This is a genomic window from Pedobacter sp. N23S346, from assembly GCF_048515415.1.
Lineage (GTDB): Bacteria > Bacteroidota > Bacteroidia > Sphingobacteriales > Sphingobacteriaceae > Pedobacter.
In genome coordinates, this window is record NZ_JBLYEE010000022.1 from 32873 (window position 1) to 49647 (window position 16775).

Genomic DNA, 16775 nt, shown 5'->3' on the forward strand with positions numbered 1-16775 from the left:
ATAAAACTTAAGATGAAAAGAGAATACCATAAATGGTTTAGTAATCATCTCGGCAGGGATATGGAACTGCTAGTCTTTGGACACCAGGGTAGAGCAGTATTGCTGTTCCCAACCCGCATGGCTCGCTTTTATGATTACGAGAACTGGGGAATTGTTAATGCCTTATCACCACAGATAGAACAGGGAGAAATTCAACTTTTTTGTTTAGACAGCATAGATCAAGAAAGTTTCTACAATGATAGCGTTTTCCCATCTGTTCGAATAGCAAGACATTTACAATATGAAAGATATATTATTAACGAGGTCTTGCCACTTGTGAATCTTAAAAACAGTAATGATTATATAGAGACAGCTGGATTTAGCATGGGCGCATTCCATGCCATAAATCTTGCCATGAGACATCCACAGTTTTTTAAGAAAACGGTTGGGATAAGCGGTAGATATGACCTTACCCAATGCCAACCTCCATTTCATGATCTGCTGAATGGTTTTAGAGATGATCTCGTTTATTATAACATGCCTGAACAATACCTCACCAACCTTAATGATGCCAACGTGATCAACCAAATTAAAAATATGGAGATTATTATTGCGGTAGGCGAAACAGATCCCTTTTTAGAAAGCAACAAATACATCAGCAAGGTGTTATCAGAAAAAGGCATTGCAAATAACTTTTATACCTGGGATAGCGATGCTCATCGACCACATTATTGGCGTAAAATGGCTCCACTATACATCTAATTCATTTTTTTGAATCTTCCGATTGTTTGTTAAAAAAACAAATAAAATGGCAGCTGAACCACTAATGATCCAGGCAGGGGTTTTGAAAGGTGATAACATTTATAGAAAAGCCTGGCAACAGTTGCTAAAATTAGGCGCCTTTAAATAAAGTTAACATATAGTTTATAGTGCCCTTGTAACTTTGGCGTAGTTATGAAGTTGTCGTCAGATAAAAGTTTAATGGAGTTGGTTAAAGCTGGTAATCATATGGCATACACCAAAATAGTTAACCATTATTGGGAAGATCTTTACCGACATATCTGGATCAGGATAAAAGATGATGAAATAGCGAAGGATTTTGTTCAGGATATATTTCTTGGTCTGTGGAAAAATAAAGAAACCATTACAACAGATCGCGAGCAAAGCCTCGCTCCCTACCTCTTCACCGCCGCGAAATACCTCATCATCAATCATTTTTCCAGACCAGGTATTGCTATTGCAAGCGAAGAGGCGCTCACCTATGCCTTGAATGTCCCTTCAGGTATAAGTACAGATAGCAATTTGATGACTAATGAGCTTCAACAACTCTTGGATAAAGAAGTAAACAGCCTTCCTGAGCGGTTGCAGGTTCCTTACCGCTTAAGTAGAGAGCAGGAACTCTCCATTAGAGAAATTGCACAAAAATTATCGATCTCGGAGCAGACGGTAAAAAACAATATCAGCTCGGCCTTGATTACCATCAGATTCAAACTCGGTAAATACCATACCGATCATACAGTTCCGTTTATTATTGCTGTAGCTACTATTTTGCACAACAAATAAATTGATGTTTCGATAACATTAACTTAAAGTACCTACTCCCTATTACTGTGATATCTATAGTAACGATGTCACAAACGAGCAAACAAAAAGCACTTAAAAAAATCCTAAAAGCGTCCTTACAGGGCAAGCTAAACGAGGCTGAACAAAAAGCAGTTGATTCGTGGTACGATCAACTTGATAAAAATACATCATCCATCCCCTTGCTTGATGATCCGGATCAGCGAGCGTTTCTCGAAAAAAGCATCAAAAATCATCTTAACGAGGAAGTTATTGATAAACTGGGAAAAAGAAAAACAAATCTTCAGGACAATTACATTAAATACGCCGCAATATTTTTCTTTTGCCTGAGCATAGGAATGCTTGGTTATCCTTATCTGAATAAAGACAAAAAAAAGTCAACATCGGCCATAATCTTCACCTCTGCTCCTCTGGCTGCAAAACTGGTGACATTAAAAGATGGATCAAAGATTTTGCTCAATGTAAGTAGCCAACTAACTATTGAAAAAGATTTTGGGGCAAAAGATCGCCGTGTCAGCTTAATTGGCGAAGCTTTTTTTGAGATCGCAAAAGATAAAAAAAGACCATTTATTATCCGCTCGGGCCAGGTTAATACCAGCGTACTTGGCACTTCCTTTAACATCAATGCTTATCCAGACCGAGACAAGATCAAAATTGGGGTGGTTTCGGGTAAGGTTAGTGTATCAAGCGTCATAAACGGATCTACACTTGCCAGGGAAATGACCAGGGGCACCACATTAAGTTATTATACCAAAACCAAAGAAACAGTACTCAAAACGGAGGCTATGCCGTTGATTTCTGCATGGAAAGACAACAGACTTTATATAGATAACGCCACGATAATTGAAATCAGCAATCAGCTGGAGCGATATTATCACATTAAAGTTGTAATGCATAACCAAGTGCATAATGGGAAACGCTATACCATACGTTTTGACAAAGACCCTGCGAACAGGGTAATGGAAATACTATCTATGTTAACGAAGAGAAAATTTATTTACCAAACCAATCAAATCACAATTAAATAAATGATGATGTAGACTGATCAAAACAAAAAAAGCCGAAAATGCGCTAACATTTACGGCCAATTTGAGCATTGCAGCAATGCTCATGATTTCCAATGAAATGCTTAATAACATTAAAAACTTATTCAAATATGCAAAAATATTATCCGGGTTCCAAAAACCCGACATGGTCACTTTTTTCCCTAAAAATGAAGCTAACAATCGTATTGCTTTTTCTTTCTAATGCATTGCTATACGCGAACACCACCGCAGGGCAATCCATGAACGAGGTCAAAATTGATCTCTCTGCGAAAGACATCTCCTTTAGAAAAGTGCTCGATCTGATTGAGCAAAAATCGAAATTCGTTATTGGTTATGAAATCTCCAGTGCGCTAAATGCCAAAACTTTTACTATCGATGTAAAAGGTCAAAGTGTTTCACAGGTGCTTACATCGCTGATGAAAAACAGCAATGTAGAAATCCGCCAGATCAGTGATAAATATATCCTGATCAATACCAGAAAAGTATCGCCGCCAATGATCGTTTCAGGACAAATTACGGATAAGCGTACGGGCGAAACCTTACCAGGCATCAGCATCCGGGTACAAGGCAGCAATACAGCCACCCAAACTGACAGTAAGGGAAGTTACCGCCTTTCTATCCCGACAGACCAGCAAGATGTTGTGATCGAAGTAAGATCAATTGGTTATAAAACCAAAACATTTGCTGTGGCAAAAAACACCACAAACTTAACGGTAAATGTACAGCTGGAAGAAGATCTTTTAGGCCTGGATGAGGTAGTGGTTACCGGCCAGGGGATTGATGTGAGTAAAAGAAGATTATCATCCAATGTGGTGAGTATTTCTGAAAAAGATATCCGTGATATACCTGCTTCCAGAATAGATCAGTTATTACAATCAAAACTCCCGAATGCACAGATCCGGTTAACAGGCGGACAGGCGGGCGCAACCTCGATCATTAGATCAAGGGGCGTTAATTCTGCATTCATCAGCTCTACGCCAATTATCTATGTAGATGGAGTTCGGATGGATAACCTGAACACCAGGGCAGCTTTGGGAGGCGGAAGTGCTCAAGGTGCGGCCATTAGTTCCATTTCAGATATTCCAATGGATAATATCGAAAAAATAGAATTTGTAAATGGTGGTGCGGCAACAACGTTATATGGTTCTGATGCCGCTAATGGCGTTATTCAGATCATCACTAAAAAAGGTGGTGCAGATAAAACAGATATCACTTTGGAAACTCAAATTGGTGTGGAAACGCCAACAAGTGATTACCTGCACTTTAAGCGAAGCAAAGATCTTTTGTTTCAGAATGGGCTTTATCAAAAACATAATCTGGCGCTGAATGGTGGCAATGGTAAATTTGGCTATAGCTTCTCCGGAGGTTATCAAAATAGCACGGGAACACAAATCTATGATCAGAATAGTAATCAGCGTATTGATTTAAGAACCGGACTCAGGGCCTCATTGGGTGAAAAAGTAAGCTATGAAAGTTCTTTCAGTTTCATCAATAATAAATACAAAAGAAGCCGAAACGGTAATCAGGGTGGTTATACCGGCCTTTGGTTTGCCGAGAGTGGTGCATCCTCCATTACCGGGCCAAGGTTCAAAAGTGATTTGGATGCCATGACAGATACCGAATATGCAGCTATTAAGGCATTTGTAGATCAGGCAGAAGCACTTCAGGACAACGGGATTACGATCAACAGATTCCAAACCTCACAAGTATTTAAATATCAGCCTTTAAAAAACCTGACTTTAAAAGCTACAGGTGGAGTTGATTACAGGGCGCAAAGACAGCAGATCATCACCACGAATAAATATTTATCACACACCACCAATACCGCCATCACCGACCAGGGAAGCATTGATAACTTCGACCGTAATTATTTCGGCTTAACCTTCGAACTCAATGGTCAGTATGAGGCTAAAGTGGGTGATTTCTCCTTTATTACTACCGCCGGCGGACAGTTTTTCAGAAATGAAGATCACCAGATACAATATACCGGAACCAACATCAGGGATGGCGCACAAACCATTAGTATTGCCGCTACCAGAACCGGTGATGAATATTACTCTGCAGTAACCAGCTACGGTATTTATTTACAGGAAAATGCAGGATACAAAAATAAATTATTCCTGGATTTAGGCCTTCGTGGAGATGGGAACTCTGCATTTGGTAAAAATATTGGCATACAATATTATCCAAAAGTGGGATTATCTTATATTCCAAGTGCAGAACCCTTTTTCCAATCAGTTTCAAAGGTTATTTCTTCCGCAAAAATCCGTGGTAATTATGGTATAGCAGGAAATTTCCCTACTCCATTTGCAAACGAGCGTACAATTGCCTTTGTAGGTTTTAATGGTGCGCAGGCAGCTTCTTTTGGTCAGCCTGGAAATGCAGACTTAAAGCCTGAAAAAACAACTACTATCGAGGCTGGTGCCGATCTTGGATTCTTAAACGACAGAATTATTATCTCGGCAGGTTTCTATCACTCCATTACCAACGATGCCCTCTTTGTTGTACCACCGGCACCTTCAACAGGCGAAACCAGTCAGTTGCAAAATGTTGGAAAGATTTTAAACCGTGGCTTAGAATTTAACATGGTACTTACTCCGATCAAAACGACTAATACCAGTTTAAGATTTAATCTGTCGGTAAACACATTATACAACAAAGTACTTAGCGCTGGCGGTGCCGCACCATTTAACATTAATGGATTTAGCGCCCGAACCGTTCAAACGGTTGTTCAGGAAGGATTGCCTATCGGATTTATCAGAGGTAATTATGGTGTATTTAATGAGCAAGGACTTTTGGTAAGCACTACCGCACAGGAAAACCTGGGTACTACTGTTCCCAATCTATTTGGAAGCATGGGAATGAACTTTCAATATAAAGCCTTTAACTTTTTCGCAAATGCCGACTATCAAAAAGGTGCAAATGCAGTATCGTTCGATAGACAGTTCAGGTTCAATTACGGCGCTTCAACTGAGGGAATACCACAGGCAGAAATTGATAAGAGTGGCAGAACAAGGTGGTTAGATGTGACCAATATGTTCGTAGAAAAAACAGATTTTATCAAAATCAGAACCATTGGGGTAGGTTATAACTTTAAACCTACAATATGGAAAGGGGCTGTAAAAACCATTAACGTTGGTTTCTCTGTAGTTAATCCATTTAATTTTGCCACCTCTAGTTTCGATCCTGAAGCAACCATCAGCGGAAGTTCTCAGGGACAAAATGGCGCTACCACTGGTGGGATCTCCTACTCCACCTATTCGGCACCAAGACAATTTGTTGGCTCACTTAGAATAAACTTTTAATGTTAAGAGATATGAAAACCTATATTAAAAATATTTTTATTGCTTTAATGCTATCCATCGCCTTATTGGGATGTGAGAAGGATAACCCAAATATTACAGACGAAGTCTATTTAACCACAACTAATGTAACTACAACCTGGCTTACCGGACTTAGAAGACAAATGGCATTGGTGATGAACCAGACAATTACCAATACAGAATTAGTCTCTGATAATTATTTTAACAACAGAACTTTAAGCAACAAGGTTTTTGATATTCCACAAATCGATAATTTTGATCTTGATGTAAACACCATTCAATCATCAATACAAAGATTACGTGAGCTTTCAGAATACGGCCTTTCAACAGTTGTTGCTGCTGATGCTACGACCACTAATAATCAAAAAGCAGAAATGCACTTTATAAATGCTTATGCGCATATCCTTAGCGGTGAACTTTTTGTCGGCCTTCCCGGAGCTGCAAAAGGTGTAGTACTTTCCCCGGCTCAGCATTATGCCATTGCATTAACGGAATTAGATCTGGCGCTTTCAATGCAAGCCGATGTAAATGAAAAACTGGCTTACACTTTATTAAAAGCACGAATTTATTACAATTTAGGAGATGCTACCCAGGCAAGAACATTTGCAACGGCCGCAATGGCAAATCCAATGCTTTTAAAACAACAAGCATTCGATGGTCAGAACGGAGCGGCTAATACCTTCCAAACCTATCTCTTCTCTTCTACCACCAATGAGTTTGCTCCACTTCCTCGCCTGGATTTTCTCGACCCCAAGTATTATAACACGGGTACAATTGCGCTGGATCAAAAACCGATCAGTTATATTAAATCAGAAGAAGCTTACCTGATTGTTGCTGAGGTTCAGGCCTCTCAAAATGATTTCACAGGTGCACAAACTACCTTGAAAAATCTATTAACTGATGTGATTGCAAAACGCCCCATAGTATCGTTAAACGATTCAAAGGAAACCCGAAACGGAGGTAATCGAAATGATTATCCTTTAACCGCTGCTAAGGTAAAGTTTGATGAAAGTGATACGGAGCGCACAGGATATGTTTTAAATAGAAAAACCGGGAACATTAATGTTTCAACCATTTCCGGCACATTGGTAAACATCAACGATATTAATAATGCCACTACTCAAAATGCCTTATTATACTTGATTTACAGACTTAGACAGGAAATTTTTGTTGCCGAAGGCCGAAGAATGACCGACCTGGGCATTAAATATCCGGTATCTCAAACCGAGCAGTTGAATAATTCAAATGTTAAACCGACAGATTTGATTGCACAAATCCCTTCATTTATCCCATTAAATAGAGGAATGGATGACTTCAGTAACAATTTGGCAACTGGCGTTGTGACAATGAAGTATGATATGAACAAGGTACTTGTTGCCAACAAAACAGCTAAAGAAATTTTTCCATTTATTAACTAATGATCAAGATGAAATTCAATTTTTTAAAAAGATATATCGGGCTGGCCATAATCGCGACAGCAACTATCCAGGCAAATGCCCAAACAACTAAACACGTGATACTAGTGAGTATAGATGGTTTTCGCCCAGATTTTTACATGGATAAAAGCTGGCCTGCTCCTAACCTTCAACAATTGATGGAGAAGGGATCATACGCAAAAGGTGTACGTTGCATTTTTCCAAGTGTAACTTATCCATCGCATACTACATTGATTACCGGTACGTTTCCGGCAAAACACGGCATCACCTACAACACCATGCCGGATGAAAATAACAAGTATGTATGGACAACCGACAGCAAAAAAATAAAAGCAGAAACCTTATGGCAGGCCGCCAGAAAAAAGGGACTAAAATCAGCCTCTATCTCCTGGCCAATTTCAGTAGGTGCAGAAATTGACTATAATTTACCAGAAATATGGTCTGCCACTAATATGGCCGACCGTAAAAGTGCAATATCAGAATTTGCCACGCCAAAGGGATTATTAGAAGAAATGGAGAAGTTTGCGATTGGCGATGTTGAAATGGAAGCACTAAACCTCAGCTCATTAGCAATGGATGAGAACAATAGCCGAATGGCCGCCTATATATTCCGCAAATACAAACCCGCTTTACTGAGTATTCATATTGCTGGTGTAGATGGTGCTGAGCACAAAGAAGGCAGATCAGGAGCGGGCGTAAATAAAGCAGTAGCCGCAGCAGATCATGCAGTAATGAATATTTTGGATGCTGTAGAAAGATCAGGTTTAAAAGATAGTACAACAATCATTATCACAGGAGACCACGGCTTTGTTGACTTAGAAAAAACACTATCACCTAATATCTGGCTTACCGAAATTGGTATTGATAGTAAAGTTGGAAAAGATGAGCCGGTGGCCAAATTTCAAACTGCAGGAGGTTCAGCGTTTTTTCATCTTAAAGATTTAAATGATCAATCAACACTAGCCAAAGTTCGCAAGAAACTGGCATCGCTACCCGATCAATATAAAAAAATGTTCAGGATAGTGGAGCGTGATGAACTGGATAAAATTGGTGCCGATCCTCACGCCAGCTTTGCATTAGCCGCAACTAAGGGCGTATACATACAAGATGGAGCAACAGGAGCTATCAGTACACCTAGAAAAGGTGGCGCTCACGGATATTTTCCAGATAGCCCAGAAATACGTACGGGTTTTATCATCATTGGTGCAGGTGTAAAAAATGGGATCGTGTTGGAATCCATTGGCCTTGAAGATGTAGCACCAACAGTAGCTAAACTTCTTGGTTTTTCCCTCACCAATCCTGATGGGAAAGCGGTATCTGAAATTCTAAAATAGTAAAGCCTTTGCAAGTATCAAAAGCCCCGGTTATAATGATTGGGGCTTTTGATTTTTCAAAATAAGTTCGCCAGAATATTACTCCATAGCATAACATTGTATTAATACGGTATTAACATTTTCTTCCATACTTTGAGCAGATAATAACCAGTTGGAAACGCTTACCAAAATTGAACAGGAAAAAGATTTGGAGCAAGGCTACACTAATGTAGAATTGCTTTATAAAAGATGGGCTTCTATATTAAAAAACTATGCAAATTATCTCCTCAATGATGATGAAACCTCATCCAGCATCGTAAATGACGTATTTATAAAAATTTGGAACACCAGTCATGAAATTGATAATGATAAAGCTTATCTTTTCAAATCAGTTAAAAATGCCGCCCTTAATTACTTAGGTAGCCAGCGTAAAAAAACAGTAAGTTACTTTGATACGCATGAACTCACCACAATTTCTGATACTTCTCAACCACATGATTTTTTAGCGGAAGAATCAGATCAATTGATTTATCTGCAAAAATTAATTTCAAAACTCCCTCAAAAAAGGCAGCTTGTTTTTAGAATGCATCGCATAGAAGGGTTCAACTACAGCGAAATAGCAGAGCTGCTGCAAATTTCACCTCGAACGGTAGAAGATCATCTGGCTAAAAGCATGAAATTCATTCACGAAAACTGTGCGCAATTTTTTAATCAACACTTAACAGAAGCTTAACTTCGGCAGCCCGTATTTTCTGCTTTCAGATCTGTCTTTACCCATGAAGACTACATCTACATGAAAGACGAAATTTGGAACCATATTGTTAAACGGCTTAGCCATACAGAAACCAGCACATCGAAAAAAGAATTGGATTTATGGCTTGCTGAGGATAGTGACAATAAAAGAAAGTATCAGGAAAGTGCCATGCTTTGGCATCTTACCGGAAAGTTGAAATCAGAAGAAACTTTTGAAATCCCTGACCTGAAGGCTGATTCAATATCGGCCAATTCCCGGCCAAAACAACAGTACTACTGGGCTTATGGAATGGCCGCAGCCTGCATAGCTGCACTGTTTATTTTTGGGCTCAACTTTATCAACAATAATAAGCAAAAACGCGTAACCGAGTGGACCATACAAACTGCCTCGCCCGGCAAAATATTATCTGTAACCCTTCCAGACCGCTCAACAGTAATGCTCAATTCAGGTAGCAGCATTCGATACCAAAAAGATTTTCTAAAAAACAATAATCGCCTGGTTCAACTTTCTGGCGAAGCTTTTTTTGATGTTAGGCATCAGCGTAAACAACCGTTTGTGGTAGAAAGTGGCAAGATAAAAACAGTAGTTTATGGTACCAGCTTTAACATAAGGGCTTACAAAAGCGAAAGCCATATTCAGGTTTCAGTAACATCAGGTAAAGTTGGCGTTTTAAAAAATGAGGATAAATCTAAGCCCATTTTCTTATTGCCTCACAACAGTTTAACTTTTGATACGCTTGCCAAAACTTTTTCTAAAGTGCTTACCAGCATGGCTACTGCCGAAGATTGGCGAAACGGTTCATTAATTTTTGAGCAAACCCCAATTATGGAAGTACTGGCCACTTTATCAAGACGGTTTAATGTGGAGTTCGATACCACAGCCTACAAACATCCTTCCTGTAAACTTACTGCCAGATTTGAGCACAAAGATTTGGCAGCAATATTAAAAACAATACAAACCGTGATGAACATAGAGATAAAAAAAATCGATCAAACTATTTATTTAAAAGGAGGAAACGCATGTAAGGAAAACTAAAAAGCCGATCCCAAATCGGAAACGGCCTTAATAGGATTAATCGTTAGCTGCGAACTTTCGATTGATCTGTAAATATGAATAAACACGAACATTTAAACACACCCAAATTTATGAAAAATTTTAATGGGGCTAACCGCCTTGTGAAAATAATTATGCGAGTAAGCCTGATTTATGCCATCACCTCTATCCTGTTTATCAACCTCTTGCAAGCAACTGAGGCAAGCGGACAAACCGGTTTAGACACCAAAATTAGTTTAAACCTTAAAAACGTTCCACTAAAGGAGGTATTGAAACAAATTGAACAAAAAACCGGAGTTGGTTTCGTTTACACCAACATCGAAAACACCAGCAAAAAAGTTTCTGTCAGCGATTTTGCTAAAACCGCAAGAACAATTTTAATACCTCTTTTGCATCAAAATCAACTGATGATAATTGAGCAAAACGGAATGATTATCATCAAAAACAAACCCATACCAGTTAAACAAGCCAAACCAGGATCGATTATTGGTTACGTTAAAGACAAGGAAAACAACAAAACACTGCCTTATGCAACCGTAATTTTAAAAGGCGCCAACCGTAAATTTATTACAGATGTAAATGGTTATTTCATTATTGATAATGTTCCGGTAGGTAAAGTTGTACTTGTGGTTAACTACATTGGTTACAACAGCAGCGAGTACACCGTTAATATTGAAGATGGTAAAACTACCAATGTAGATTTTAAAATTTCGGGCCTAAATAACGATATGAAAGGCATTACCGTTAACGGCATCAGACGTGGTGAGGCGGTGGCATTAAGCAATATGCGCAATGCGGATAATATCAAATATGTACTTTCAGAAGAGCAGATTGAACGTTTTCCTGATGCTACCGTTGGCGAGGCCATGCAACGTGTACCGGGTATTGCCATGGATTACAGCTACGGACTTCCAAGAAACATCATCATCAGAGGTTTAGATCAATCTATGGGTTCGGTTACTTTAAATGGAAACAGGCTTCCATCTACTTCTACCAGTTCCAGAGAAATTGATTTGAATGGGATTTTATCATCTACTGTAGAAGCCATTGAGGTAAACAAAACCTTAACGCCAGATATGGATGCCGATGGAACAGCTGGCTCGGTTAATATCATCTCTAAAACCCCAAAACCTGGTCAGCAACAACTTCAGGTAAAAGGATCTTTTGGCCATAACTTTCTGGTTGATAAACAAAATATTGATGGATCGATTACCTACGGAAAGCGCCAGAACAAATGGGCCTATTTATTCGGCATAAACTATAGCAAAAGTTTTAGAGGCGAAGATCGCGTTCAGAAAGATTATGGTACTTATAAAATTAATGGTGTAGATAGGATATTGCTTTCCAACCTGGAGCTGGAGGGAACAGATTTGAGACGTGAAAATTTAGGCTTGCAAGGTGAGCTTGATTTCTTTCCGACAGAGAAAAGCCAGATTTATTTAAGAGGCTCTTTTAATAAATTTTATGAACTTCAAACCAGGGGAACAAAAAGTTACAGCATTGGTAATTATACAGATATTAACACCGTAACCGGAGTAAGCATTGGTTCAAGCGGAACACCAAGAAACTATAATCGCGATTTAGCAACCGTTTCATTGGGTTATAAAACAGAATTTAACAACTGGAAAGCCAATGTAGATTTTACTTATTCAACCGGATTATATGATCAACCGCTGTACTTTGACGGTTACTTCACCAACACAGGGTTAGCTGCAACAATAGATGTTTCGAACCCAAGAGCACCACAATTCAACTTTGGTAACGTAGATCCGGATAATGCAGCTAACTACACTACAAATTACTACACCAATCGCCATCAAATTGCGCATGATAAAGATGGACAAGCCTCTGCAAACATCGAGCGTAATTTTGATTTAAGTGAAAAAAACAAATTGCTAATCAAATTTGGTGGTCGCTATAAGTATAAAGAAGATGATCATACCCGTAGTTATTATCAATACACATTGAAAACAGGTAGATTATTGTTAACAAACTTTTTGGGCGATTACGAGCGTAAAGAATATTTCGACGGAAACTACAATTTATCGGGTGCCATTTCTGATGGTTATTTAATGGAAGAATATTATCAAAACAACAAATCGCTTTTTGTTGATAATACCACCTACATCCGTCAAAATACCGATCCGGATTCTTACAACGGAAACGAATCATTAACAGCAGCTTATGGAATGGGTAAACTTACTTTAAACAAGCTTGATATTATTACAGGTTTAAGATACGAACGTACTGGATTCAACTATAACGGAAATATTGTAAATTTTGATAATACCGGCAATTATGTAAGCACCAATAAGGTGAATACCAAATCTTCATTTGAGGGATTTTTCCCAAGTTTAAATTTAAAATATGCACTGAATACACACACCAACTTCAGGGCCGCGGTAACCAGATCACTATCCCGTCCGGGTTATTATAGCTTGGTGCCGTGGCAGGAAGTAGAACCAAGACGTAAGCGTATGAAAATTGGTAATCCTTTCCTTGATCAGGCTACTTCTACCAATGTTGATTTATTATTTGAGCACTATCTAAAATCTTTAGGACTCATTTCTGGCGGAGTATTCTACAAAAACATAGAAAATTACATCTACGAAAGTATTTATACACAAGTTGGCGGCAATTTTAATGGCTACCAGGTTACACAAACTGTAAATGGTGCAAATGCACATGTTTATGGTTACGAACTTGCCTGGCAACAACAACTTACCTTTTTACCTGGTTTCTTAAACGGATTCGGTATTTACGGTAACTTTACCCAAATTCAATCGAAATTTAAAGTACCGGGTTTGGTTAGCGAACGTACAGTAAGGTTACCATCTATGCGGCCGAAAGTTGGAAATGCCTCACTTTCATATGAAAAATACGGGTTTTCGGGTCGTATCTCATTGAATTTTTACGACACATTTATTTCTGAACTGGCAGATGTGGAGGCAAACGATTTAATGGAAAAAGGCCGTACGCAACTGGATTTTTCTGCATCGCAAAAAATCAGTAAAAGCTTCTCTATTTTCATGGGCATTAGTAATATCAACAATGCGCAAATTATTCTGGATTATGGTGATGGAAGACCAAACGACCACAAATATTATTCATCATGGGCCAATCTAGGTTTTAAATACACCCCTTTTCACTAAAAAAAATGAAAAAAATCATCTTAAAAATAAGTATTGCGGTGCTACTTTGCATCACTTATAAAAATAGCGCTGCACAATCTTTTAAAGCTACAGCAATTCCCGATCGGATTATTTTAACCTGGTCGGCAGATCCAACCACCACGCAATCAGTTACCTGGAGAACAGATTCTACCGTAAGCCAAAGTTTCGGACAGGTTTTGATAGAAAGTAGCTCTCCGAAGTTGGAGAAACCAGAATCGAGCGAGATTAAGGCTACTACTACGGCATTAAAGGGTAAGGAGTACGAAACTGCAAACTACCATAGCGTAACTTTTACAGGTTTACAGCCTGATAAGGTTTATACTTACCGCGTTGGCGATGGCAAAAACTGGAGCGAATGGTTCCAGTTTAAAACCGCACCAGCTCAGGATAAGCCTTTTTCTTTCATTTACCTCGGCGATGCACAAAACGACATCAGATCGAAATGGTCGCGGGTAATTAGAAGAGCCTTTGCCACACATGGTGATGCCCGTTTTATTATACATGCGGGCGATTTAATCAACCGTTCTAATAACGATAACGAATGGGGAGAATGGCATTTTGGCGGCGGTTTCATCAATGGAATGATTCCCAGTATTCCATCATCTGGAAACCACGAGTATTTTCGCGATGAACAGAAGGCATTAACACTAGATCCGCACTGGAAAGCACAATATACCTTACCAGAAAATGGACCAGAAGGATTAAAAGAATCGGTTTATTATATAGATTATGCTAATGTAAGAATCATTTCCCTAAACTCTCAAATGATTGTTCTGGATTCTAATTCTCTAAAAATTCAGGCGAAATGGCTGGAAGACGTATTAAAAAACAATCCAAAAAAATGGACCATGATTACCTATCACCACCCCATTTACTCAACAGCTAAAGGACGTGATAATAAAGAATTTAGAGAAATTTTCAAACCTTTATTTGATAAATACCACGTCGATTTATTAATGCAAGGCCATGATCATACCTACAGCCGTGGGCAAAATTTACCTACTGGTACATCGGGCAAAGTTGGTGGACCTATGTATGTGGTATCGGTAGCCGGACCAAAGATGTACAAAGTTGACGTTGATCCAAAATGGATGGATGTATTTGCAGAAGATACCCAGTTATTTCAAATTATTTCAATCAATGGCGAAGAACTACAATACACGGCTTACAAAGCATCAGGCGAGGTGTTCGACAGTTTCAAATTAGTAAAAAAATCTAAAAACAAAGCCGCAGCTTTTACAGATACACGAGCGAAAAAATAATTTTAAAGAATCATTTAGGTTTTTATTCAACTTAAAATCAACTGGATTTGTATTGATGCAGTTCATTACCAATTATAACCCCATTCATATCAATCGTTTGTGAATGGGGTTTTCTTTTTGGGTAATTATAATATCCGTAAGTGAGTTGAAATATAAATACCACCAAATAGCAGAATATTTAAAGATTTATAATTTGAAACCATTCACATAGAACGTTGTCTGGCGCTTTGACCACCATGGTTCTTTCCAACGGAAAAGAAAGCCCCTATCCGCCTGGCGGCACCTTTCCCCAGATGGGAAAGGGCGTAGAAAAAAACATTCTTCGCAACCAGCGATTTAAAAAAATCTGTAATATTAAAACATAGGTCTTGAATCAAGTTCAGGATGACGACCGCTTTAACCCTCCGTTCATGCGATACCCTAAAAACCTATATTCAAATTAAGAAACCTAGTAGATCTAATGAAGCACCATGCTATTTCCACCTCGCTATCCGGCATAGGAGATGATGGAAGGAGAAGCCGTTGAAATTTTTACACCAACGTTCAAAGACCTCAAACCCAAGGTAGCGCGAACGGCTCCTAAAATAAATCCTTTATTATAACCAAATCGAGCCCTTGCGCTACCGCCATTTAAATTTCGACGCGCTAATCCGACATCAGATCCAAGCCTTGATTTTTTTGTTACTTTTTTGATCAAGCAAAAAAGTAAGAGCCCTTCGGCGGCCAGCCGAGGCAAGCCAGCGCAGCGGAAAAAAAAGCCCCTATCCGCCTGGCGGCACCTTTCCCCAGATGGGAAAGGGCGTAGAAAAAAAACATTCTTCACAGCTAGCGATTGAAAAAAATCAGTAATATTAAAACATAGGTCCTGAATCAAGTTCAGGATGACGATCGCTTTAACCCACCGTTCATGCGATGTCACAAAAACCAATTTACATTAAGAAACCTCATAGATTTAATGAAGCACTACGCTATTTCCACCTCGCTATCCGGCCTAGGAGATGATGGAAGGAGAAAAAGCCCTATCCGCCTAGCGGCACCTTTCCCCAGATGGGAAAGGGCGTAGAAAAAACATTCTTCGCACCTAGCGATTGAGAAAAAACTGTAATATTAAAACATAGGTCCTGAATCAAGTTCAGGATGACGACCGCTTTAAACCCTCCGTTCATGCGATACCCAAAAAACCTATATTCAAATTAAGAAACCTCGTAGATCTAATGAAGCACCATGCTATTTCCACCTCGCTATCCGGCATAGGAGATGATGGAAGGAGAAAAAGCCCCTATCCGCCTAGCGGCACCTTTCCCCAGATGGGAAAGGGCGTAGAAAAAACATTCTTCGCAGCTAGCGATTGCAAAAAATCAATAATATTAAAACATAGGTCCTGAATCAAATTCAGGATGACGACCGCTTTAACACACCATTCATGCGATGCCCTAAACCTATATTCGTATTAAGAAACATCACAGATCTAATGAAGCACCACGCTATTTCCATCCTGCTATCCGGCATAGGAGATGATGGAAGGAGAAAACTTTAAAGCTTCTGCAAAAACTTTCAAACCACCACTACCCAAGGCAGCGCGTATTCCGCGATTTTTCATCGCGGCTTGTGCTGCCGAAATAAAGCTTTAACGAATTTATCCGACATCAGATCCAAGCCTTGACTTTTGCTTCTTTTTGTCAAGAAAAAGAAGATAGCCCTTCGGCGGCTAGCCGAGGCAAGCCTGCACAGCGGAAAAAGATGGCCCCTATCCGCCTGTCGGCACCTTTCCCCGGGAGGGAAAGGGCGCAGAAAAAAGCATTCTTCGCAGCTAGCGTTTAAAAAAAATCAATAATATTAAAACATAGGTCCTGAA

At 39.2% G+C, this 16775-nt stretch carries 11 protein-coding genes; 10 read left to right on the forward strand and 1 reads right to left on the reverse strand.

Features of this window, described 5'->3' with window-relative positions; genetic code table 11:
* Positions 1-12 precede the first annotated feature (12 nt).
* The 10 genes from ACN1CD_RS23065 (at position 13) to ACN1CD_RS23110 (ending at position 14920) form a co-directional block, all read left to right on the forward strand.
* Positions 13-741, forward strand: a complete 729-nt coding sequence (locus ACN1CD_RS23065; protein WP_419132782.1) for an esterase family protein — start codon at positions 13-15, stop codon at positions 739-741.
* 192 nt (positions 742-933) lie between these two features.
* Positions 934-1542: an RNA polymerase sigma factor gene (locus ACN1CD_RS23070; protein ID WP_419132783.1), complete on the forward strand. Its 609-nt coding sequence runs from the start codon at positions 934-936 to the stop codon at positions 1540-1542.
* 65 nt (positions 1543-1607) lie between these two features.
* Positions 1608-2588 carry a FecR family protein gene (locus ACN1CD_RS23075; RefSeq protein ID WP_419132784.1) on the forward strand — a complete coding sequence of 327 codons (981 nt, stop codon included), beginning with the start codon at positions 1608-1610 and terminating at the stop codon, positions 2586-2588.
* Positions 2589-2773: 185 nt separating this feature from the next.
* Positions 2774-5911: a TonB-dependent receptor domain-containing protein gene (locus tag ACN1CD_RS23080; RefSeq protein WP_419132785.1), complete on the forward strand. Its 3138-nt coding sequence runs from the start codon at positions 2774-2776 to the stop codon at positions 5909-5911.
* Between the two features lie 11 nt (positions 5912-5922).
* On the forward strand, positions 5923-7347 hold the full coding sequence (locus tag ACN1CD_RS23085) for a hypothetical protein (RefSeq protein ID WP_419132786.1): 1425 nt from the start codon (positions 5923-5925) through the stop codon (positions 7345-7347).
* Between the two features lie 8 nt (positions 7348-7355).
* The gene (locus tag ACN1CD_RS23090; protein ID WP_419132787.1) at positions 7356-8699 is read left to right on the forward strand and encodes an alkaline phosphatase family protein; all 1344 of its coding nucleotides are present in this window, start codon (positions 7356-7358) and stop codon (positions 8697-8699) included.
* Between the two features lie 151 nt (positions 8700-8850).
* Positions 8851-9411, forward strand: a complete 561-nt coding sequence (locus tag ACN1CD_RS23095) for a sigma-70 family RNA polymerase sigma factor (RefSeq protein WP_419132788.1) — start codon at positions 8851-8853, stop codon at positions 9409-9411.
* A gap of 60 nt (positions 9412-9471) precedes the next feature.
* On the forward strand, positions 9472-10467 hold the full coding sequence (locus tag ACN1CD_RS23100; protein ID WP_419132789.1) for a FecR family protein: 996 nt from the start codon (positions 9472-9474) through the stop codon (positions 10465-10467).
* Positions 10468-10577: 110 nt separating this feature from the next.
* Positions 10578-13637, forward strand: coding sequence for a TonB-dependent receptor (locus tag ACN1CD_RS23105; protein WP_419132790.1), 3060 nt, complete (start codon positions 10578-10580; stop codon positions 13635-13637).
* 5 nt (positions 13638-13642) lie between these two features.
* A complete protein-coding gene (locus tag ACN1CD_RS23110; protein WP_419132791.1) occupies positions 13643-14920 on the forward strand; it encodes a fibronectin type III domain-containing protein in 1278 nt (425 codons plus the stop codon).
* Between the two features lie 487 nt (positions 14921-15407).
* Here ACN1CD_RS23110 and ACN1CD_RS23115 read toward each other — a convergent pair whose 3' ends face one another.
* Positions 15408-15617, reverse strand: coding sequence for a hypothetical protein (locus ACN1CD_RS23115; protein ID WP_419132792.1), 210 nt, complete (start codon positions 15615-15617; stop codon positions 15408-15410).
* Positions 15618-16775: the final 1158 nt, after the last annotated feature.